Source organism: Garicola koreensis, from assembly GCF_014195445.1.
GTDB classification, from domain to species: Bacteria; Actinomycetota; Actinomycetes; order Actinomycetales; family Micrococcaceae; genus Nesterenkonia; species Nesterenkonia koreensis.
Map to the genome: position 1 here is coordinate 132,718 of NZ_JACIBT010000001.1, position 21,987 is coordinate 154,704.

Consider the following 21,987-nt stretch of genomic DNA (forward strand, 5'->3'; position numbering starts at 1 on the left):
ACAGCAATAGGGAGCAGAGGAACACAGGCGGATGGACGAGATCAAGCAGAGCGCAGAGAAGACCATGGTCATCGCCTCCGGGCGGGCGCACCCGCAGCTGGCCCAGGAGATTGCCGAGGAGCTCGGCACCGAGCTGCTGCCGATGAGTGCCTACGACTTCGCCAACGGCGAGATCTACGTCCGGGCCTCCGAATCGGTGCGCGGCAAAGACGTCTTCCTGCTGCAGGCCCACCCGGCCCCGCTGAACAACTGGCTGATGGAGCAGCTCATCATGATCGACTCCATGAAGCGGGCCTCCGCCAAACGGGTCACCGTGGTCTCACCCTTCTACCCCTACTCCCGGCAGGACAAGAAGGGTCGCGGCCGCGAACCGATCTCCGCTCGCCTGGTGGCGGACCTGTACAAGGCCGCCGGCGCAGACCGGATCATGAGCGTCGACCTGCACACCGATCAGATCCAGGGCTTCTTCGACGGGCCGGTCGACCACCTCTTCGGCGTGCCGCTGCTGGCCGACTACATCCGCGAGGAAGTCACCGGTGAGGAGGTCACGGTGGTCTCGCCGGACACCGGACGGGTGCGGGTGGCTGAGCGCTGGGCCGACCGGCTCGGCGGAGTCCCCCTGGCCTTTGTGCACAAGACCCGGGACCTGACCCAACCGAACAAGGCAGAGTCCAAGCAGGTCGTCGGCGACATTGAAGGACGCACCTGTGTGATCATCGACGACATGATCGACACCGGCGGCACCATCGCCAACGCCGTCTCCATCCTGAAGGACGCCGGCGCCAAAGACGTGATCATCGCAGCCACCCACGGGATCCTCACCGACCCGGCCACCGAGCGGCTGGCCAACTGCGGCGCGCGCGAGGTGGTGGTGACCAACACGCTGCCGATCCCGGAGGAGAAGCGCTTCGAGACGCTCACCGTGCTCTCGATCGCCCCGATTCTGGGCCGGGCCATCAACGAGGTGTTCACCGACGGTTCGGTCACCACGCTTTTCGACGGCAACGCCTAAGGTCGGCTACACTTATCAGCTGTGCCCAGGCGAGGGGGCTGTGACTTCAGCCCCGTGATCGACAAGGCCAGATTCCTACGACGTCGTCGTACTCATCTGCTTGTGTCAGCCTGGCGAAACCGATCGCGACAAAGGAACTCCAATGGCTGACAAGATTCGCATTTCCGCTGAGACTCGCACTGAGTTCGGCAAAGGCTCCTCCCGCCGCGCCCGCCGCGCCAACCTGATCCCCGGGGTCATCTACGGCCACGGAGACGACCCGCGCCACGTGCTGCTGCCGGGCCACGAAACCTCGCTGGCAGTGCGCAACCCCAACGCGCTGATCACCCTGGACATCGAGGGCGACACCCAGATGGTCGTGCCCAAGGACATCCAGCGTGATCCGCTGAAGCCGTTCATCGTGCACATGGACCTGCTGGCTGTGCGCAAGGGCGAGAAGATCGTCGTCGACGTGCCTGTGGAGGTCATCGGTGAGCCCGCCGTCGGCTTCGAGCACATGCTGGATCAGCCGACCGTGCCCGTGGAGGCCGATGCGCTGAACCTGCCCGAGCACGTTGACATCGACATCACCGACCTGGAGGAGAACGCGCTGCCGGATGCGCTGATCCTCCCGGAGGGTGCCGAACTGGCGCTGTCCGACATGGAGTCCCCGATCGTCTCCGTCTATGAGCCGCAGGAGCAGGACGTCGAGGAAGACACGGAGGCTGAGGAGGCCGAAGAGCCTGCCGAGGAGGGCGCTGAAGTCTCTGCTGCCGAAGAGGGTGAGGACGACAGCGAATAGGTCTGCAGTTGCTAGGCTGAATCAATGGCAACAGATACCTGGCTGATAGCGGGTCTCGGCAATCCCGGGACCCGCTATCGTCATACCCGGCACAATATTGGGCACATGGTGCTCGAGGAGCTGCTTAAGCGTATGGGCGCTGAGTACACCCGCACCAAAGTCGGAGCCCGGGCCGTGGGTGCCCAGTTGGGTCAGGGTGGACCCAAGGTGCTCTTCGCGATCTCTGAGGGGTACATGAACCACTCAGGCAAGCCGGTTCGGGCACTCTTGGACTACTTCTCCGTGGACCCGGCGCAGCTGGTGGTGGTCCACGACGAGGTGGATCTGGACTTTGGTCGGATCAAGATCAAGCGCGGCGGCTCCGAGGGCGGTCACAACGGGCTGAAGTCCATCACCCAGCACCTGGGCGGCGACCGGGACTACATCCGCGTCCGGGCAGGCGTGGGCAGACCCACCGGGCGCATGGCCACCGCCGACTACGTGCTCCAGAAGTTCTCAGCCCAGCAGCAGGAGGAGCTGCCCGCGCTGATCGATCAGTGCGCAGATGCGGTGGAGCTCATCCTCACCGAAGGGATGACGGCGGCACAGAACAAGGTGCACTGAGCGGGCACTGAATCAGCGCGGGGGCGGTGAGTGTGCGCCAGGGCGCCACTCAGCTGCGGGATTCGATGAACCTGCTGACCTCTTTGGCCTGCAGCTCGATGAACTTCGCGATGTAGGGTTCGGCAGCCGACTTCACCTTGTTGCCGATCAGCGGAACCTTCACCTCAACCTCGCCGCGGACCGTTGCCAGCGTCTCCGACTCCCCACGCACATGCAGGTTCTGCGAAGCCAGCCCCTTCACCGGGGCACCGGCGATCTCCACCCGGGTGTCAGCACGGCGCGATCCGGCGGCGTCGGCCGGGCCCCACGAATCGGTGACCGTCACGTTCACCGTGCCTTTGAGGACACGCTTGGCGATATCGGGCAGCCGGTCTACGCTCATGGCCTGCTTGGTGACGATCTCATAGCCCTCAGCTGCGGTGCCGCTGACGTCGAAGCTGGTCAGCTCGGAGCCGACCTTAGAGGCCAGGTGCTCGTGGAACTCCCGAGAGGCGTAGGCCTGGAGAATCTCCTCGGCGTGGTGGGGAATTACCTTCTCAGCTTCAATGGCCACTGCGGCTCCTTGGATGGTTGGTGTCTGCGGATGATTGGTGTCGATAACTGACGGGAGCCATTCTATCCACCTGCGCACACCCCAGCGGGAGGGCTGGCGCTGCGCTGGTGAGACCCCCTGGCGGCAAAGGGTTAACCTCAGCGCGCCGGAGACGTAGTGTGGCCGATACGCGGGTCAGACCGGCCTGCGGTATCCCCCAACGGTTTTACGAAACCAAGGAGGCCAGTGACCATGCTTGTTGCTTTCTCGGTAGCACCGACCACCTCGGCGGAGACCGACGACGGTTCAGTTGCCAAGGCGGTGGCTGAGGCGGTCAAAGTCGTCCGCGACTCCGGGCTGTCCTATGAGACGAACTCCATGTTCACCACCGTTGAGGGGGAGTGGGACGAGGTCTTCGGCGTCATCAAAGCCGCCACCGAGGCTGTGGGCGCCACCAGCTCCCGCGTCAGCCTGGTGGTCAAAGCCGATATCCGGCCCGGGCATACCAATCAGCTGACCGAAAAGGTGCAGCGCATCACTGAGCACCTGGACTCCTGAGTCCCCGGGGTCCTGCGCGCCGCCATTGGGCCACGCCCACGCCGAGCAGGCAGATTCCGCCTCCTAGGAGGGCCAGGGGCGGCGGCAGCTCACCCAGGGCGACGGCGGCCATCACCACCACAAGTGCCGGAACCGCCAGGGAACTGGCCGCCACCCGTCCGGCAGGAAACTGCATCATGGCGTAGCCCCAGAACCAGAAGGCCACCGCAGTGGGTCCGATGCCCATATACACCGCGCCGAGGATGCTGCCCGCCGAGGCGGCGCCGACCTCTGCCAGGGTCGCCGGGATGAACGGCACCAGGGCCAGTGTTCCGGCGAGGCAGGCGATCCAGGTGGCAGTCAGCGGGTCGGTGTGCCGCAGTGCGACCTTCTGCACCAGCATGCCTGCGGCGTAGAGCACGGCGGCCAGCACCGCGATGAGGATCCCGGCCAGCGCCAGGTCTCCGGTGCTGCCGGCCAGGGTGATCAGCACGATGCCTACCAGTGAGACCGCCATACCGGTGAAGAGCTGCCGCGGAAACCCTTCACCGAAGAGGGCCCCGGCACCCAGTGCGACCATCAGCGGCGCAAGATTGACCAGCATCGCAATCGTGCCGGCATCCAGAAAGTGCCCTGCCCAGTTGAACACCACCGTGTAGCCGGCGAACCAGATCACCCCGAACGTCGACGAGAGCAGCAGGCTGCGGCCGGTGGGCATCCGCAGCTGACCGCGCCGGACCCAGAGCAGCAGCAGAGTCAGCGTCACAGACCCGGCCAGCAGCCGCAGCAGCGCCAGTGGGCCGGGGGAGAGCTCCACCGCATAGGCGCGAATGATCACGAACGAGGACGCCCACATCAGCACCGTGCCGACTATGGCCAACAGCCCGAGTGTCACGGGCGACGGGCTCAGCGAGGGGCGGTTCACAGGGCCGCTTCGCGGCTGAGCAGGCTGCGCTTCAGGTCTGTGCCGTAGCGGAAACCACCCAGGCTGCCGTCGGTGCGGATGACGCGGTGGCAGGGCACAAAGAGCGCGGCGGCATTCTTCGCGCAGGCGCCGGCGGCGGCCTGCACAGCTGCGGGGTTCCCCGCCGCAGCGGCGTACTCGCTGTAGGTCAGTGGTGAGCCCGGCTCCACCTCGCGCAGCACCTCCCAGGCGCGCTGCCGGAATGGGCCGGAGCGCTGCTGCACCGGCACTGCGTCCAACGCCGAGGGATCGTCGTCATAGTAGGCGGCCACAGCCTGGACCGCGTCGGTGAGTACCTGCGGAGCCTGCACCGGATCCTGTTGCAGCCACCCCCGCAGGCTGGGGTGGATCAGCCCCATCAGGTCTGCGGGATCCTGGGTCCACCCTGAGGCCAGCACATGGGTGCCATTGGACAGCACGGTAAAGACTCCGTCGGGGGTCTGGCATGAGGCGGCGGTGATGCTGCTCATCGGTACGGTCCTTTCGGTGGGGTCGCTGCGGCGTTCCAGAGGTGCATGGCGGCGTAGGAGCGCCAGGGCGACCACCTCTGGGCGCGGTGGGCCAGGGCCCGGTGGGCGGCTGATGGTGAGATCTCTGGGTCCAGAAGCTTCAGGTTCTCAGCTCCTGCCACGAGTGCCACGTCGCCTCTCATCCACACGTCGGGGTGCCCCAGCGCCCGCAGAGCCAGGTACGACGACGTCCACTCACCGATGCCGGCTATGGCGGTCAGCTGCTGGTGCAGCGCCGCAGGATCGGTGCCCCGATCGATCTGCAGCTGCCCGGACTCCCATGCGGCGGCCGTGTGGCGGATGGTGCGAATGGAGCGGGCGGGCAGACGCAGCGGGCGTTCAGGATCCAAGGGCCCTCCGTCTGGCGAGGGGTCTGGAACGGCTGCCAGAATCTCACCTGCGGTGGGGAACAGTGTGCTCAGCCCCTCGATGGTGGATTTATAGCCGGTGCCCGCAGCTGCAGCGAAGCGGGACAAGTGGGTGCGGGCCGCAGCTACTGAGATCTGCTGGCCGACGATGGCCCGGAAGAGATACTCCTGCACATCAGCGATTCCGGGCAGCCGGATTCCCGGGGTTCGGCGCACCAGCGGCGCCAGCGCCGGGTCATGGGCCAGTGCCGCACCGGCGGCCACCGGGTCGGCGTCGAGGTCCAACAGATGCCGCGCAGCGGATACGACGGCGGGCACATCAGCCAGCGAGGCGACTTCGCACCGCAGATGGACCCGCCAGCGTGGGCCCTGCGGGGTCGCCGTCAGCTGCAGGGCCCCAGCTCCGCGGCGCAGCCGCAGGGTCCGGGCGTAGAGCAGGCAGTTCTCTGCCAGCTGGGCCGCCTCCACTCCGGCAACGGCCCGCTGGGCGAGGAATCTGAAGACCCCGGGGGCGTCGAAGGGCTCGCGCACCGGCAGGTCCAGGTCCAACGTCAGCCGGTGGTGGGCCTGCGGCGCGGGCTCAGCAGCTTCCGGCGGAACTGCGGCGCGCGGCGAGGGTCGGCGTCGTGCTCGAATGTCGCTGGGGCTGGTGCCGAAGATCTCTCTGAGGGTCTCGTTGAACTGCCGCGAGGAGGTGAACCCTGCGGCGAAGACGGCCTCGGAGATGGGCAGGTCTGTGGCAACCAGCAGGGTTCGCGCAGTCTGGGCCCGGTGGGCGCGAGCCAGCGCGAGGGGCCCTGCACCCAGTTGGGCGTGCAGGGTGCGCTGAATGTGCCGGGTGCTGTATCCCAGCCGCCTGCTCAGTTCCGCCACGCCGCCCTCGTTCATGATGCCCTCGCGGATCAGTCGCATGGCCCTGCTGGAAAGGTCCTGCCGGATGTTCCATTCGGGGCTGCCCGGTGCGGCATCGGGCAGACACCTCCTGCAGGCGCGGTAGCCGGCCTGGTGCGCGGCGGCCGAGGTGGTGTAGAAGGTCACGTTCTGAGGCTTCGGGGCGCGTGCGGGGCAGGAGGGGCGGCAGTAGATCCCGGTGGAGGAGACGGCGAAGATGAACTGGCCGTCGAAGCGAGCATCCCGCGACTGCACGGCACGGTACCTCTGAGCGAACCTCGGATGCTCATCCATGGTTCCATCCCACCGCCGAACGGCCCGGATGTCCAGCGGAAATCGGACATCACAGTCACGCGCCGCCGTACAGTTACGCCCCGCCGTCCGGGGCCAGCACGCTCAGCCCCAACTGCTCAGCGAAACTGGGGGCCAGGTCGGTGAGCTGCTCGGGACTGATCACCGCACCGCGCAGCGAGTCCAACCCCACCAATTGCCGCAGGCGGCAGCCACGAAGATCAGCATGAGCCAGCGAAGCCTGGGAGAGGATGAGGACGTCGACGTCGCAGGAGCGCAGCTGCAGACGCCGTACCGAGGCTGCGGTGAGGTCGAGCTCCCCAATGGTGCAGGAGTCTAAGACCACATCAGTCAGCCTCGCACCGCGCAGATTCACCAGGTCCAGCTTGCAGCCACGCAGCATCACCGTGTCGAACACAGCCTCATACAGCTCTGCCGCGCCGATCCGGCTGCCTTCAACCATCACCTGACGCCAGGCCGAGCGCGGAGCCTGCAGGTGCGGGGCGTTGAGGCCGCGCAGCCACGACGTGAGGACACTGACCGCGGAGAGATCAGAGTCCACGAGCCCGATGTTCTCCAACACCGAATCGATGATTGAGGTGCCGGTCAGGTCCTCGTTCTGCACAGTTATGCCCTGGAATCGCCGGCCCTCGGGCGTACCGAGAAGGTCCGCCAGGGTGCCGGGCTCCAGGTCGGCAGGCTGGTGCAGGTCAATGCGAGGAAGCTTCAGGGGCTGAGGCGAGGCCATGAAGTCACTGTAGGTGCTGCGGCTGCCGTCAGGACTCACCGTGAAACTGAGTGAAGGCATCCTCGCCGCACCCGGTAGTGTGAGGGAGGTCTTTTTCTGCTCGGTCTCATGTGGTGAGGTGTAGCTGTGTCTCTGAAGGGTCTGCGGACGGCGCTGGGTGAGTCGTCGTCGTACTCGCGCATCGGTTCAGCCGCCTCCCACGCGGCGGCCCGTCGCACCGAGGAGCTGCAGATCTCAGCGGTCTCCGGGCTGCGGCCGGCACTGTTGGCCGATATCGCCGAGAACATTCGCACAGCTCACGAGCACGCCGTGGTGCTGGCCATCACCGCCACCGACCGCGAGGCGGAGGAGCTGGCCTCCTCGCTGGCGGCCTTCGCACCGGATGCCCGCACGGCGCACTTTCCCTCCTGGGAGACCCTGCCCCACGAACGGCTCTCGCCGCGCTCCGACACAGTCGGTCGCCGGTTGGCGGTGCTGCGTCAGCTGGCCCACCCCCGCGAGGCTGGGGGGCTCGACGTCGTCGTCGCACCGGTTCGTGCCGTGATCCAACCCATCGTTGCCGGGCTGGGAGACCTGCAGCCGGTGATGATGACCCGCGGGGAGCTCTACGACTTCGACGAGTTGGCCTCCCACCTGGCCGCAGCCGCCTACAGCCGAGTCGACATGGTCACCCGGCGCGGAGAGTTCGCAGTCCGCGGCGGCATCATTGATCTCTTTCCGCCCCAAGAGACGCACCCGGTGCGCGTGGACTTCTTCGGCGACGAGATTGAACAGATGCGCCACTTCTCGGTGGCCGATCAGCTCTCGATCGACTCGGAGGAGCCGCCGACCACGGTGCACGCAGTGCCCTGCCGGGAGCTGCTGATCACCGATGAGGTTGCCGGACGCGCCAAAGACCTGATGAGCACCATGCCGCATGCGGCGGACATGCTGGAGAAGATCAGCCAGCACCAGGCGGTGGAGGGCATGGAGTCCCTGACCCCGATGCTGGTGGAGCAGATGGTGCCGGTGTTCTCCGAGCTGCCCGAGGGCTCGCTCGCCGTCGTCGTCGAACCGGAGAAGGTGCGCACCCGCGCCCACGATTTGGCGGCCACCAATGAGGAGTTCCTCGCCGCCGCCTGGCAGGCCAGCTCCGAGGGCGCCTCAGCACCGATCGACATCACCGCCGAAGAGCGCTCCAGCCTGGACGCCGGGGCCTTCGCCTCGCTGGCAGAGACGCGGGAGGCCTCCCTGGAGCACGGCAGCGGCTGGTGGTCGATCACCTCGCTGGGGCTGGACGCGGAGCTGGAGCAGGATGCCGACATCGTCTCGGTGGAGTCCCGCGAACCCATCGGATACCGCGGCAGCGTGGAGCAGGTCATGGAGTTCCTCGCCTCCCGGGCTGCGGATCGGTGGTCGGTGGTGGTCACCACCGCCGGTGCCGGATCCGCCTCCCGTGTGGCCGAGCTGCTGGGTGAGCATCAGGTGCCGCACAGCATGGTCGAGGAGCTTCAGCAGGTCCCGGCGGCCGGGACCATCACCATCACCACCGCCAACGTCGCCGAGGGGTTCGCCCTCGATGCGCTGCACCTGGCGCTGCTGACCGAATCCGAGATGCTCGGCCGCTCCATCCGGCAGGACGCTCAGGCGGGGAGGAAGCGCGCCACCCGGCGGCGGAAGAACCCGGTGGACCCGCTCTCGCTGAGCACCGGCGACTACGTGGTCCACCAGCAGCACGGCATCGGCCAGTTCGTCGAACTCATCCAGCGCCCGGTCGGATCCCCGGCCGCCGTACGCGCCGGCACTGCGGGGATGCGCGAGTACATGGTGCTGGAGTACGCCAGCAGCAAACGAGGCGGGCCCAAAGACCGGCTCATGGTCCCCACCGACCAGCTGGACCAGGTCTCGCAGTACGTCGGCGGCGACGAGCCCAAACTCTCCAAAATGGGCGGCAGCGACTGGGCCGCCACCAAGCGGAAAGCCCGCAAAGCAGTCAAGGAGATCGCCGCTGAGCTCATCCGGCTCTACGCCGCCCGCATGGCCTCCCGGGGCCACGCCTTCGACGCCGACAGCCCGTGGCAGTCAGAGCTGGAGGACGCTTTCCCCTACGTGGAGACCCCCGATCAGCTCACCGCCATGGACGAGGTCAAAGCTGATATGGAGGCCGAGGTCCCCATGGACCGGCTGATCTCCGGCGACGTGGGGTTCGGCAAGACCGAGATCGCCATCCGTGCGGCCTTCAAAGCTGTGCAGGACGGTAAGCAGGTGGCCGTCCTGGTGCCCACTACACTGCTGGTCGCCCAGCACTATGAGACGTTCACCGAACGCTACGCCGGCTTCCCGGTACGGGTTCGGGCGCTCTCCCGGTTCCAGACGGTCAAGGAGTCCCAGGAGGTGATCCAGGGGCTGAGCGCGGGCACCATCGACGTCGTCGTCGGCACCCACCGGGTGCTGGGGGAGCAGATGAAGTTCAAAGACCTGGGTCTGGTGGTGATCGATGAGGAGCAGCGCTTCGGCGTCGAGCACAAGGAGCAGCTGAAGAAGCTGCGCACCAATGTGGATGTGCTGGCGATGACCGCCACGCCCATTCCGCGGACCTTGGAGATGTCGCTGGCCGGCATCCGCGAAACCTCGGAGCTCAACACCCCGCCGGAGGAGCGGCACCCGGTGCTCACCTATGTGGGCCCCTACACCGATAAGCAGGTCTCCGCCGCGGTCCGCCGTGAGCTGATGCGTGAGGGCCAGGTCTTCTACGTGCACAACCGGGTGGCCGACATTGACCGGGTCGCCGCCCGGGTGCGGGAACTGGTGCCCGAGGCGCGTGTGGAGGTCGCCCACGGGCAGATGAACGAGACCCGGCTGGAGCAGATCGTCCAGGATTTCTGGGAGCGCCGCTTCGACGTGCTGGTCTCCACCACGATCATCGAGACCGGTCTGGACATCTCCAACGCGAACACGCTGATCGTCGACCGGGCCTCGGCCTTCGGGCTGAGCCAGCTGCATCAGCTGCGCGGCCGGGTGGGGCGCTCCCGTGAACGCGCCTACGCCTACTTCCTCTACCCGACGGAGAAGCCGCTGGGCGAGGTGGCGCTGGAGCGGCTGAAGGCCGTGGCGGCGCACAATGAGCTCGGGGCAGGTTTCCAGCTGGCCAAGAAGGACCTGCAGCTGCGCGGGGCCGGGAACCTGCTCGGCGGCGAACAGTCCGGCCACATCGAAGGCGTGGGCTTTGACCTCTACCTGCGTATGGTCGGCGAGGCGGTGGCCGACTATCGCGGTGAGAAGGACGTCCACCCCGAAGAGGTCAAGATCGAGCTGCCGATCGACGCGCACCTGCCCGAGGAGTTCGTGCCCTCGGAACCGCTGCGGCTGGAGGCCTACCGCAGGCTCGCGGCTGCCGATACGCAGCAGAAGGTCGATGAGGTGGTCGCCGAGTGGACCGACCGCTACGGCCAGCTGCCCCAGCCGGTGCTGAACCTGGTGGAGGTGACACGGTTCCGCAACCGCGTGCGCTCAGTGGGCATCACCGATGTGGGCGTGCAGGGCAAGTACATCCGCTTCGGGCCGGTGGAGGAGCTCGCCGAATCCCGGCAGCTGCGCATGGAGCGGATGTACTCGGGGCGGCACCGGCCCGCGATGAAGCAGGTGCTGCTGGCCAAACCCAGAACCGCATCCATCGGCGGCAGCGAGCTGACGGACGGGCCCCTGGTGGGGTGGCTCAACGAGGTCTACGAGGCCCTGTTCAAGCCCACCCCCTGAGCATTTTCTGCTCTTCCCAGTGCTGTGAAGGATCTGCGTCTCCTCAGGCTGGGTGATCTGAAAAGCGCTGGGAGATCCGGGCTGCGGCCTGGCGGGAGACTCCCGCCTGCACCAGTCGCCGGGCGAGCAGCTGCGGGTTCTGCAGCTCCTTCCACCCCCAGCGGATCACGATCCAGCCTGCTCGACGCAGGGCGTCCTCCCGCAGCTTCTCCGCATAGACGACGTCGCCAGGGTCCCGGCCGGCGAGCAGCGCGGGATCGTAGTACTTGATGCGGCCGTCGACCTCGCCGATCACCCGGTCCTCCTCCCAGCAGAAGTCGCACCGGTAGGAGCCCGTCTCCGTGCGGATCGTTGACTGCAGTGAGGGGGCACGGAACCCCAGCGTGTGAAAGAGGGCCCGGGACTTTGACTCCGCAGGCGACTCGGCCCGGGCGTCGGCGAACTCCCAGGCGCTGCGCCAATTGGCGGCCAGCCGTTGGGAGCCGATGTAGTCCTCCCACGGGGAGAGGTCCGGCGGCCGCAGGGCCTTGACCGCGTCGAGCACGATGACGGCGTCGGGGAAGGACATGCGCGGTACCGTGTCGGCCAGTGCCAGACCCAGCGGCTCGGCACGATAGTCGAGGCCCTCACCGCCGAGAGGTGCCAGCGCGTCGGCGGCCACCTGCACCTGCGGCCACTGGAACTCGCCGTCCTGCATGGCACGCCGCAGCTGAGTGCGGGTGGTGTTGGACGCGAGCGCCGGCTCGAAATGCTGAGTGGGGATGTTCTCCACATCCGAGGTGCCGACGCGGCGAGAGGACGAATGCTGGGCCAGATACTTGGTGAGGTAGCGAGCCGGCGGCAGCGTCCCCGTCATTCTGGTGGGTTTCCTGGTTCCGGCCCACCCCGGTTCTGCCGTGCGGGCCGCCACCTTCTTCGGGATGTAGGGCAGCGGCAGCCCGTGCAGGCGCAGTGCTGCTTCTCGGCAGAACAGCGGCAGCGGGCCCGCCAGGGCGGTGGCGGCGATCGCGATGTCGAAGCGGGTCCAGGCAGGAGCGGTGATCCATTCCTGCGCCTCGATGTAGACCCCGCGCCGGACCCGCAGCAGTCTGCCCTGCTGCAGCTGGTAGGCCAGTCGGCTTCCCGAGTGGAGGCCGTCGTCCTGCAGCCCGGATCTGAGCAGCCGAATCTGCGTGCGGGAGGTGGTATCAGTGGTCATGACTCCAGTGTTCTCCGCCGCGTGGGCGAGCACCAGGGGGAGCGCGAACCTGTGGATAACTCTGCGGAGGGGCCGCAGCGGCAGAGTTCCCCAGCGCTTTTCAGATCACACAGCCTGAGGAGACGCAGATCCTTCAAAGCGCTGGGTCAGGCGGGTCGGGGTGGGGTCAAGTGGGGCGGCAGCTCAGGAGGGTGCGGCGGCCGATGAGGGTTTCGGCGGGCGTGGCAGCCCCGTCAGGTAGGGGCTGAGCCTGGTGCGGTTGACCAGCAGTCCCAGCGCCCAGCAGAGCAGCAGGGCGATGAGTATCAGCACCGGCGGGTTCGGCACCGCATCCCGGGCCAGAAACAGCACATAGGGGTGCAGGAACACCACCAGGGTTCCGGTGCTCACCAGGGCGGAGACCGTGCGTCCTGCCCGTGGAACTGCCCGCAGCACGGAGTCGACCCAGGTGCCGAAGATCAGCACCAGTCCGATGCAGATCAGCACCGCCAGCATCGGCGAGAGCAGGAACGTGCCGAACCCGGACCACTTCATGTTCATTGTTGCCGCGCCCAGGGCTACCCCGCCGAACCCGGCGATGATCAGCGGCAGACCCACCCCGGCGGCGCGTGGGGTCATCAGCGTGCTCATCCTGGTGGTGGACAGCAGGCGCCGAAACCAGAACCCAGCAAGAATGTAGGCCGCGCAGGCCGGTGCCAGCCCGATGCCCAGAGGCGTATAGGACATGGCTGAGTCGGGCACCTGCGCCAGGCTCAGGCCTGCGACTGCCACCACAAGGTGCACCCACCAAGGCAGCGGCAACACCAACCGGACCAGCAGCGCAGCGAAGAACAGCACTGAGATGAACCAGAACGCCAAGAACGGCATATCGGTCTCAGCTCCGCCGACCAGCGCTCCGCCCACGGTCTCCCACGTATTCTCGAACGGCCGCGGCGTGAAGTGATGGGCGATCACCAGCCCCGTGAGCAGCACCAGCCACACCAGGTAGGGAACCCCGAGGGTCCGCCAGCGGGTGCGCAGCTCGCCGCCGAAGCGGCGCGAGGAGGAGAGGAAGTATCCGGACAGGAAGAAGAACAGCGGCATCCGCCAGATCTGCAGGTACTCCTCGCCCGGCATGAACGGCCAGGCGTGGCCCACGACGACGGCGGCCACCGAGACCACCCGCAGTAGGTCGATGCCCACATTCCGCGGTGTGCTGAGGCGGTGTGCGACCGGGGTTCGGTGTGGCACTAGAGGGGTTGAAGCCGGCCAGGCCTCAGCTCTGCGCGGATGCTTTGCGCTCGGCGCGCGGGGCACGTGATTCAGCCTCACGGGAGGCCATAGCGTCCAACGGTTCGCCGTGCTCACCATGCAGGTCCCGCTCATTCAGCGTGTCGGACCGGCCGATGATCTCCTTGGCCATCAGAAAGGCGCCGCCGTAGAGGGCCAAGAACGCCAGACCGGGCAGCCAGGCCTGATCGAGCTCCCAGAAGCCTATGGCTGCGATGCCGCCGAGGAGCAGTCCGAAGACGAAGATGAAAGCAACCAGGTTGCCCAGAAAGTGACCCTGTCCGGAGTGTGCCCTGACTTGACCTGTGGAGTCGATCATAGGTGTTCCTGTCTTTCGCAGTCGTAGGGGTGGTCAGATCAGCAGTTCCCCTGCAGGAGGAACTTTCTGCTCAGCCAGCAGTGCTTGCTCCCACGATATCAAGAGATGCGCTCGCCCCGATGCGTGTGGCACCGGCGCGGACCATGGCCACTGCATCCTGGTAGCTGCGGACCCCGCCGGAGGCCTTGATTCCCAGCCGGGACCCGACCGCTGCATGCATCAGCTCGATGTCAGCAACAGTCGCCCCGCCGCCGGCGAAGCCGGTGGAGGTCTTCACAAAGTCTGCCTCTGCCTGCAGAGCAGCCTGGCAGACCAGTTCCTTGGCCGGCCGGTCCAGCAGCACCGTCTCCAGGATGACCTTCACAATGGCGCCCCCGGCGTGGGCAGCTGCCACGACTGCGGCAATCTGAGCGGTCACCGCTTCGGCGGCACCGGCGTTGGCATCGGCGATGTCGACCACCATGTCGATCTCCTGGGCGCCGGCGTCCACCGCCTCACGCGTCTCAGCGACCTTCTGCGCCGTGGTGGTTGCGCCCAGCGGGAAGCCCACCACGGTGCAGGTCTTCACGCCAGTGTCGGCCAATTCGGCTGCGGTCAGGGCCACCCACTTGGGGTTGATGCACACTGCGGCCAAGTGGTGCTCCACCGCTTCGGCGATGACACGGCGGACCGTGGCCTCGTCGGTGTCCGGCTTGAGCACCGTATGGTCGATGAGTCCGGCCAGATCCTCAGGTGCTGGTGTGGTGGTCATAGGGGTGCCTCCGGTTAATCAGATGGACTGTGGTGATGATGTACTCGGTGGTGCTGAAGCGTTGGATCTCTGAACCGCTGCTCAGCTGAGGATCGTCTCCATCGCGCTGCGCAGCTGCGCCAAACGGGTGGTGGCCCTCTGCCGTGCGTCGATGACGTCAGCGGGGTCCGCTGATGCTGGCTGCGCGACCGCCTCCAGGTAGCACTTGACCTTCGGCTCTGTGCCGGAGGGCCGGACGATCACCCGGTCGTCGTCCTCGGTGAGGAAGATCAGCACGTCGGTGGACTTCGATGCGGCAAACTCCTGCCCCGGCAGCGCATCCTTCACCAAGTCGTAGGTCTCGGTGACCGCAGCACCGCCGATGCGGGTCGGCGGGGCGCTGCGCAGCTGGGCGGTGATGTGTCCCAGCTGGGTGATGTCATCCACCCGGATGGTCACCTGGTCGGTGAGATGGACCCCGGCCTCTGCGGCGATGTCATCCAGGGCGCTGATCGCGGTCTTTCCCTCTGCCTTGAGGTCTGCGATGAGTTCGCAGAAGATCAGTGCGGCACCGATGCCGTCCTTATCGCGAATATTGGCCGGGTCGACGTCGAAGCCGATGGCCTCCTCATAGCCGAAGATCAGGTTCGGCACCCGGGCCAGCCACTTGAAACCGGTCAGGGTCTCCTCGTGGCCGATCCCGCGGGCCGCGCAGAGTTTGCCCAGCAGCCGCGAGGAGACCACCGAATTGCCGATGGCCGGCCCCGGGGCCGAGCCGGCGCTCTGCCAGCCGGTGCGCAGCGGGCCGCGGCTGATGATGTGGGCCCCCAGCAGGGCACCCATCTCATCGCCGTTGAGCTGGCGCCACTGCTGGGCGTGCTCGTCGTAGACGGCGGCGGAGAGCCGGTCGGCATCCGGGTCGTTGGCAAGCACCAGGTCAGCCTCATGCTCAGCGGCGGCCAGCAGAGCCAAATCCAGAGCCCCCGGCTCCTCCGGGTTCGGGAAGTCGGCGGTGGGAAAGTCGGGATCCGGTGCGAACTGCTCAGCCACCGGGATCACCCGGGCGAAGCCGGCCGCCTCCAGCAGCTCGGTGACCGATTGACCGCCGACCCCGTGCATCGCGGTATAGACCACGGTCAAGTCCCGGTGCGGGTAGTCCCCGACGTCCAGAAGCTGCAGGGCTTCGCGCTGATAGTCCGCACGGGCTTCAGCACCGATGAGCAGCACCCCTGAGGGCGCACGACGACGCGCCGACGCGGATTCGACCGGCGCAGACTCGACTGACCCAGTGGTTGAGTCGGCGGCGAAGTCCGCGGCGACCAGCTCTGCGATGGTCGCGGCGATCTGCTGGTCGAACGGTGCCACGATCTGAGCGCCTGCTCCCAGCCCGTCTGGTTCCAGGAACCGGGAGAGCTCTCCGCCGAAGTAGACCTTGTACCCGTTGTCCAAGGGCGGATTGTGGCTGGCGGTGACCATGACGCCGATGTCAGCGTCGTGGACCACCACCTGCCGGGCCAGCAGGGGAGTGGGTCCCGGCTGGTCGAAGAGGTGCACCTGCCAGCCGGCTTCCTGGAAGATCTCCGCAGTGTCGACGGCGAACTCATCGGACTGGTGCCGGGCGTCGTATCCGATCACGATGCGGTGGGTGCCGGTCGACTGGGCTTCGCGCAGCTTCTCGGCGGCGTAGCGCAGCAGCCCGGCGGCCGTCTGGCGGACCACCAGCCGGTTCATGCGCAGCGGACCCGGGCCCAGTTCTGCGCGCAGCCCCGCCGTGCCGAACGCCAGCCGGCCGGCGAAGAGCCGCTCCAGCGCGGCGTAGGCGACCTGGTTCTCCGCGGAATCGTCCACCAGCTCCTGCAGCTCCGTGGCGGTGGCCGGATCCGGGTCCAGCTGGATCCAGCGGGCGGCGGTGGCCAGCAGCTCGGTCATGCGGGTGCTCCTTGATCGGGACTGTCCACTGCGAAGGAGATGATGGCGGCCAGCAGCTGGGCGATGCGCGGTCCGGCGGCGCGTCCGGCGTCGATGACCTCCTGGTGGCTCAGCGGGTGATCGGAGATGCCGGCGGCGAGATTGGTGACCAGAGACATGCCGAAGACCTCCATGCCGGCAGCTCGCGCGGCGAGCGCCTCCAGGGCGGTGGACATGCCCACCAGGTCAGCGCCGATGGTGCGCAGATAACGGATCTCGGCGGGAGTTTCGTAGTGCGGTCCGGGCAGCTGGGCGTAGACGCCTTCTGCCAGCGAGGGGTCGATCTGCTGGGCCAGTGCCCGAATCCGCGGGGAGTACAGGTCGGTGGCATCAACGAAGTGCGCCCCGCGCAGCGGGGAGGCGCCGGTGAGGTTGATGTGGTCGCTGATCAGCACGGGAGTCCCGGGTTCCCACTGGCGGTTGAGGCCCCCGCAGCCGTTGGTGAGCACCATGGTGGCAGCACCGGCTGCCGCGGCCGTGCGCACCCCGTGGGCGACGGCGTCGACCCCGTGGCCCTCGTAATAGTGGGTACGCGCCCCGATGACCAGAATGTGCTGCCCGGCGGGGGTGCGGATCACCTTCAGCGACCCGGAGTGGCCCGGGACCCCGGAGCTGTGAAAGCCGGGGATCTGGTCGGCGTCGACCTCGGCGATCAGCTCGCCCAGCTGCCCGGCGGCCTCGCCCCAGCCGGAGCCCAGGGTGCAGGCCAGGTCGACCCGCTCCACCCCGGCGGCGGCCAACAGCGCATTGGCTGCCCGATCAGCCTGCTGATTCGGCAGACTGGTGGGATCATTGGTCGGCGCCGCGGCGGCCGCAGTGTCACCGTCGGCGCCGGGCCTGACATGTCCGAAGCCGGAGGCGGTCGGGTCGTCGTCGGGCTGTTCAGTCTCCGCAGATGTGCTCATAGCCCCAAACTTACCTGCTGTGAGCGCACCGCGGCTGCGTTAGAGTGCCTGACATGACTCCACCGCGCACTCCCACAGCCGTCGACGCCCTGGCCGAGAGCTTCTTCGAGGACCTGCTCGCCCTGGCGCCGGAGGAGGCCACCATGCTGGGCCGCACCGGCGTGCAGACCCAGTACGGGGACTATTCCCCGGCCGGGCGGGAGGCGTTCGCGCAGCTGTACCGCAGCGTGCTGGCCCAGCTGGATGAGCTCGACCCCGCCGATGGGATTGATGAGGTCACCATCCACGCCATGCGCGAACGGCTCGGGGTGGCATTGGCTGAGCATGAGACCGGCCGCACCGAACTGAACAACATCGCCTCCGCCGCCCACAGCATCCGCATGGTGCTTGAACTGATGCCGCAGTCCACAGACGAGGACTTCACCCATATCTCAGGGCGGCTGCGCAACGTCCCCACCGCCCTGGACCAGTACTGGCAGTCGCTGCTGCACTCCCAGCAGGCAGGCCACGTGGCCGCAGCACGGCAGGTGCAGGCCGTCTCCGAACAGGCAGAGTCCTGGGCAGCACACGACGGCGCCCTGAGCTCGCTGACCGCTGCGGCCGCCGCCGCGGGAGTCTCCGACCAGGTGGAGTCCGATGTGCGCGCGGCGGTGGCTGTGGCCGCCGAGGCCTACCGTCGCTTTGCGCTGCGCCTGCGCGAGGAGCTGCTGCCGCACGCCCCGCAGCACGACGCCGTCGGGCCTGAGCTCTACCAGCTGTACTCCCGGTCCTTCACCGGGGCCACATTGGACCTGGAGGAGACCTACGCCTGGGGACTTGAGGAGCTGGAGCGGATCGTCGCCGCCCAGCAGCAGGTCGCCGAGCAGATCCGACCCGGCGCCACGGTGGAGGAGGCCAAGGAGATCCTCAACAGCGACCCGGCGCGGGTCATCCACGGCACCGAGGCGCTGCGCGACTGGATGCAGCAGCTCTCAGACGCCGCCATCGCCGACCTGCGCGACACCCACTTCGACGTGCCGGCACCGATGGACCAATTGGACTGTCGCATCGCACCCACTCAGGACGGCGGGGTCTACTACACCCCGCCCAGTGATGACTTCTCCCGGCCGGGCAGCATGTGGTGGTCGGTGCCCCCGGAGAACACCGAATTCACCACCTGGGCTGAGACCACCACCGTCTACCACGAGGGGGTGCCCGGACATCACCTGCAGATCGGCACCGCCACGCTGGTCAAGGACCGGCTGAACTCCTGGCGCAGGCACGCCGGAAGCACCTCCGGGTTCTCCGAAGGCTGGGCGCTCTACGCCGAGCAGCTGATGGCCGAACTGGGCTACCTGCAGGACCCGGGCGACCGGATGGGCATGCTGGACATGCAGCGTATGCGCGCAGCCCGGGTCGTCTTCGACATCGGCGTCCACTGCGGCTTCACCGCACCCCCGCAGTGGGGAGGTGAGGTGTGGACCCCGCAGACGGGCTACCGGTTCCTGCGCGAGCACCTGCCGGTGACCGAAGCTGAGCTGGACTTCGAGTTCGTCCGCTACTTGGGCTGGCCGGGTCAGGCCCCCAGCTACAAGGTGGGCCAGCGCGTCTTCGAACAGATCCGCGCCGAGCGTGAGGCGCAGCAGGGCAGCGACTTCGACCTGCGGGCCTTCCACACGGAGCTGCTGCAGCTGGGCGGGCTCGGCCTGGACACCCTGCGCTTCGCGATGCGCCGCAGCTGACGGGCACTAGCCGCCGCCTCGCCCTCACCCCCACCCCCACGTTCGGTCACGCACTCTGACCCTGTTTCGGTGCGCGCAGCGGCAAATATGCTGTCAGAGTGCGTGACCGAACGTCATTGAGGGGGAGCTCAGTCGTCGGGGGAGCTGACGTGCAGGTGCAGCCGGCGGGCGGCCTCCGAGATCGACCCTGTCAGTGAGGGGTAGACGGTGAAGGTGGCGGCGATGTCATCGACGTGCAGCTTATGGGTCACCGCAAGCGCCAGCGGGAAGATCAGCTCTGAGGCCCGCGGTGCCACGATGACCGCTCCGATGACGGTGCCCGAGCCGCGCCGGGCGAAGATCTTCACGAAGCCTTGGTCGATGTTCATCATCTTCGCCCGCGGATTGGTGGTCAGGTCCAGCTTCACCACGTCTGCCTGATACTTTCCGGAGTCCACCTGAGCCTGGGTGACCCCCACTGTGGCGATCTCCGGGGAAGTGAACACGTTGGAGGTCACCCGGTGCAGCTGCAGCGGCTTCACCGCATCGCCCTGCATGTGAGCCACGGCGATGCGGCCCTGCATGGCCGCCACTGAGGCCAGCGGGAACATGCCGGTGCAGTCGCCTGCGGCGTAGATGTTGGGCCCGGTGGTGCGCGAGACCGTGTCGACGCGGATATGGCCCGACTCAGTGGTCTCCACCCCGGCCTCATCAAGTCCGATGCCGACGGTGTTGGGGATGCCGCCCACGGCCATCAGACAGTGCGAGCCCTCCAGTACGCGACCATCGGTCAGGATGACCTTCACGCCCTCTGCCGTGCGCTCCACCGATTCGGCGCGCGTCTGTGACGCGACTTTCACCCCCGCCCGGGTGAAGGCGCTCTCCAGTGCGGCTGCGGCGTCGGAGTCCTCACCGGGCAGCACCTGCTCCCGGGAGGAGACCAGGGTGACCGCAGCTCCCAGGCGCCGGTAGGCGGAGGCGAACTCGGCGCCGGTGACCCCGGAGCCGACCACGATCATGTGCTCAGGAACGTCGGTGATGTTGTAGGCCTGGGTCCAGCTGAGGATGCGCTCCCCGTCGGGCACGGCCGTGGGCAGCACCCTGGGGTGGGCCCCGGTGGCGACGATGATCGCATCGGCCTCCACGGTGAAGGTCTCCCCGGCAGGGTCGGTGACTTCCAAATTGGTCGGCGGAAGGATACGGCCGCGTCCGGTGATGATGCGCACCCCGGCGGCCTTCAGCGTGGCAGTGATGTCCTGAGACTGGGTGCGGGCCAGCTGCAGCAGCCGCTCATTGACCTTGGAGAAATCTGCCCAGGCCTCAGTCTCATACTTATCCTCCCCGGTGGCGCCGAAGCGCACTCCGAACGCTGTGGAAGCGTTGACCCGGCGCATGGCATCGGCTGTGGCCACCAGCGTCTTCGAGGGCACCACATCGGTGAGCACCGCCGAGCCGCCCATGCCCTTCTCCTCGACGATGGTGACCTCGGCACCGGCAGCGGCGGCCACCATTGCGGCCTCATAGCCGCCGGGCCCGCCGCCCAGAATCGCAATCCGGTCAGGGGCAAAGCGCTTTGCGTGGATTTGAGTAGTCACGCGCCCCATTGTTGCCCACCAGCGGAACAGTCCAAAACCTCGCTGCAGAACGTCCGCGGCGAACAGTCGTGTATATGTGCGCCTGGACACCCGGGGATCGGATACCCTGGGGAGAATCAGCGGCACCGACGTCGCATCACGCGTTGAGCGCAGAGTTACGTTGAACGACAGAGTAGGTTGAGCACAGAGCACCAAGGGCAGGTGGAGAACAACATGGCGCTGGGCCCGCGGCCGGAGTCGGCCGCAGTCATGGAGTCTGTTCCCAGCCTGCCCATCCACTCGTCGCTGCTGTTCGTGCTGATCGCCGGGCTCTTCCTGGCGGCGCTGATCATCCGGGCTCAGCGGCTGCCGGTGCAGCCGCGGCAGACTGCGGGACTGACCAGGCATCAGGCCCGCACCGCGCGCCGACGAGTGCGGCGGCGACGGGGACGTCGTCGTTCCCGCGCCCCGGACAGCCCGAACGAAGAACTGCATCACACGCACGATGCTGAGGTGACCACCCTCGCCAGAGAAGGGACGATGAGGCAGAACATGCAGCAGGCCACGGTTTCCCCCCAAGCGGCAGCCCCCCAGGGGTCAGCGCCCGCCGGCCGATTCCGCATCCACTGGGGCCGCACGCTGTTGGCGGCCACCGCAGCACTGGGCACATTGGCGGGGCTGGCGACGGTGCTCGCCGCCTGGCTGACCGCACTTCCCTGGAGCGTGCCGATCATCTGCGGCGTCGTCGTGCTGCTCAGTCTGGGGGCTCTGCAGGTCAGTGCGGCGCTGCGTCGTCGGCGCAAGCGCCGGGCACGGGTTGAGCATGCCATCCAGGATGCGATGAACTCCCAACCGCAGGTGCGTGAGGAGACGGAGCTGCGGCAGCGCAGCGCAGCCGAAGCCGGTGCGGCCCTGGGCATCACCGCTGAGTCGGCGCCCTTTGATGCGCTCAGCTCCGATTCGGCCGGCCACGGGGGTCCCGACTCCCTGGTGACGCTGGACGAGGACGGTCTTCCCCAGGATGCGGAGCGGCTGTTCGGTGAGCGTGCCGGCCAGGCGGACCAGGCTGCGCAGTCCGGATCAGCCCTGTTCGATCAGGGCAGCGAGAATCAGAGCACCGTCGCCGCACAGAGCTGGACCCCGCGTGCGGTGCCGCACCCGAAGTACTTGGTGGCTGAGAAGGTGGAACGCGCCGAACCGGAACCGTTGGTCGCACCGCAGGAGCCGGCCCCCAGCCCCGACACCAAGCTCAAGCAGCCAGCGGCACCGGCGGCGCAGAGCGAAGAGGCAGAATCCTCGGCCGGGGAGGGATCCATCGACCTGGATGCGGTTCTGAAGCGCCGGCGAGCCTGA

General features: G+C 67.5%; 19 protein-coding genes. 7 read left to right on the forward strand and 12 right to left on the reverse strand.

Translation table 11 applies throughout. The features are described 5' to 3' along the window. Window positions 1–31: 31 nt before the first annotated feature. From FHX47_RS00670 to pth, 3 genes are all read left to right on the forward strand, one after another. Window positions 32–1,012, forward strand: a complete 981-nt coding sequence (locus tag FHX47_RS00670) for a ribose-phosphate diphosphokinase (RefSeq protein WP_183356980.1) — start codon at window positions 32–34, stop codon at window positions 1,010–1,012. A gap of 142 nt (window positions 1,013–1,154) precedes the next feature. After that, window positions 1,155–1,793, forward strand: coding sequence for a 50S ribosomal protein L25/general stress protein Ctc (locus FHX47_RS00675; RefSeq protein WP_183356981.1), 639 nt, complete (start codon window positions 1,155–1,157; stop codon window positions 1,791–1,793). A gap of 24 nt (window positions 1,794–1,817) precedes the next feature. Beyond that, window positions 1,818–2,396: an aminoacyl-tRNA hydrolase gene (gene pth, locus FHX47_RS00680; protein ID WP_183356982.1), complete on the forward strand. Its 579-nt coding sequence runs from the start codon at window positions 1,818–1,820 to the stop codon at window positions 2,394–2,396. 49 nt (window positions 2,397–2,445) lie between these two features. Here pth and FHX47_RS00685 read toward each other — a convergent pair whose 3' ends face one another. Continuing rightward, window positions 2,446–2,949 carry a DUF2505 family protein gene (locus FHX47_RS00685; protein ID WP_183356983.1) on the reverse strand — a complete coding sequence of 168 codons (504 nt, stop codon included), beginning with the start codon at window positions 2,947–2,949 and terminating at the stop codon, window positions 2,446–2,448. A gap of 231 nt (window positions 2,950–3,180) precedes the next feature. Between FHX47_RS00685 and FHX47_RS00690 the strand changes: the two genes are divergently transcribed. Next, window positions 3,181–3,486 (forward strand): MTH1187 family thiamine-binding protein, encoded by a 306-nt coding sequence (locus FHX47_RS00690; protein WP_183356984.1) that lies wholly within the window; start codon window positions 3,181–3,183, stop codon window positions 3,484–3,486. Here FHX47_RS00690 and FHX47_RS00695 read toward each other — a convergent pair. The 4 genes from FHX47_RS00695 to FHX47_RS00710 all read right to left on the reverse strand — a co-directional run bounded on the left by FHX47_RS00695 (window position 3,464) and on the right by FHX47_RS00710 (window position 7,236). After that, window positions 3,464–4,360, reverse strand: coding sequence for an EamA family transporter (locus tag FHX47_RS00695; protein ID WP_221205951.1), 897 nt, complete (start codon window positions 4,358–4,360; stop codon window positions 3,464–3,466). The two genes, FHX47_RS00690 and FHX47_RS00695, sit on opposite strands and share 23 nt — an antisense overlap. 26 nt (window positions 4,361–4,386) lie before the next feature. Then, window positions 4,387–4,899: a methylated-DNA--[protein]-cysteine S-methyltransferase gene (locus FHX47_RS00700; protein ID WP_183356985.1), complete on the reverse strand. Its 513-nt coding sequence runs from the start codon at window positions 4,897–4,899 to the stop codon at window positions 4,387–4,389. Then, window positions 4,896–6,491 carry an Ada metal-binding domain-containing protein gene (locus FHX47_RS00705; protein WP_183356986.1) on the reverse strand — a complete coding sequence of 532 codons (1,596 nt, stop codon included), beginning with the start codon at window positions 6,489–6,491 and terminating at the stop codon, window positions 4,896–4,898. The genes FHX47_RS00700 and FHX47_RS00705 overlap by 4 nt, the downstream gene beginning before the upstream one ends. A gap of 73 nt (window positions 6,492–6,564) precedes the next feature. Further along, window positions 6,565–7,236, reverse strand: coding sequence for a pentapeptide repeat-containing protein (locus tag FHX47_RS00710; RefSeq protein WP_183356987.1), 672 nt, complete (start codon window positions 7,234–7,236; stop codon window positions 6,565–6,567). 126 nt (window positions 7,237–7,362) lie between these two features. Between FHX47_RS00710 and mfd the strand changes: the two genes are divergently transcribed. Continuing rightward, on the forward strand, window positions 7,363–10,971 hold the full coding sequence (mfd, locus tag FHX47_RS00715; protein WP_183356988.1) for a transcription-repair coupling factor: 3,609 nt from the start codon (window positions 7,363–7,365) through the stop codon (window positions 10,969–10,971). 43 nt (window positions 10,972–11,014) lie between these two features. Here the strand turns inward: mfd and FHX47_RS00720 are convergent, their stop codons facing one another. The 6 genes from FHX47_RS00720 to FHX47_RS00745 all read right to left on the reverse strand — a co-directional run bounded on the left by FHX47_RS00720 (window position 11,015) and on the right by FHX47_RS00745 (window position 17,360). After that, window positions 11,015–12,169, reverse strand: a complete 1,155-nt coding sequence (locus FHX47_RS00720; protein ID WP_183356989.1) for a hypothetical protein — start codon at window positions 12,167–12,169, stop codon at window positions 11,015–11,017. A gap of 183 nt (window positions 12,170–12,352) precedes the next feature. After that, complete coding sequence (locus FHX47_RS00725; RefSeq protein WP_183356990.1) at window positions 12,353–13,351, reverse strand: acyltransferase family protein; 999 nt, start codon at window positions 13,349–13,351, stop codon at window positions 12,353–12,355. A 73-nt stretch (window positions 13,352–13,424) separates the two neighbouring features. After that, entirely contained in the window at window positions 13,425–13,757 is a 333-nt protein-coding gene (locus FHX47_RS00730) for a hypothetical protein (RefSeq protein ID WP_183356991.1), read from the reverse strand. Window positions 13,758–13,827: 70 nt separating this feature from the next. Further along, window positions 13,828–14,508, reverse strand: coding sequence for a deoxyribose-phosphate aldolase (gene deoC / locus FHX47_RS00735; RefSeq protein WP_183356992.1), 681 nt, complete (start codon window positions 14,506–14,508; stop codon window positions 13,828–13,830). 81 nt (window positions 14,509–14,589) lie between these two features. Further along, a complete protein-coding gene (locus FHX47_RS00740) occupies window positions 14,590–16,416 on the reverse strand; it encodes a phospho-sugar mutase (protein ID WP_183356993.1) in 1,827 nt (608 codons plus the stop codon). Continuing rightward, on the reverse strand, window positions 16,413–17,360 hold the full coding sequence (locus tag FHX47_RS00745) for a purine-nucleoside phosphorylase (RefSeq protein ID WP_183356994.1): 948 nt from the start codon (window positions 17,358–17,360) through the stop codon (window positions 16,413–16,415). Before FHX47_RS00745 ends, FHX47_RS00740 begins: the two co-directional genes overlap by 4 nt. Before the next feature lie 53 nt (window positions 17,361–17,413). On the opposite strand from FHX47_RS00745, the gene FHX47_RS00750 reads away from it, so the two are divergent. After that, complete coding sequence (locus tag FHX47_RS00750; protein WP_183356995.1) at window positions 17,414–19,081, forward strand: DUF885 domain-containing protein; 1,668 nt, start codon at window positions 17,414–17,416, stop codon at window positions 19,079–19,081. A gap of 128 nt (window positions 19,082–19,209) precedes the next feature. Here FHX47_RS00750 and FHX47_RS00755 read toward each other — a convergent pair whose 3' ends face one another. After that, a complete protein-coding gene (locus FHX47_RS00755) occupies window positions 19,210–20,664 on the reverse strand; it encodes an NAD(P)H-quinone dehydrogenase (RefSeq protein WP_183356996.1) in 1,455 nt (484 codons plus the stop codon). Between the two features lie 168 nt (window positions 20,665–20,832). Here FHX47_RS00755 and FHX47_RS00760 point away from each other — a divergent pair, with 168 nt between their 5' ends. Continuing rightward, a complete protein-coding gene (locus FHX47_RS00760) occupies window positions 20,833–21,987 on the forward strand; it encodes a hypothetical protein (protein WP_183356997.1) in 1,155 nt (384 codons plus the stop codon).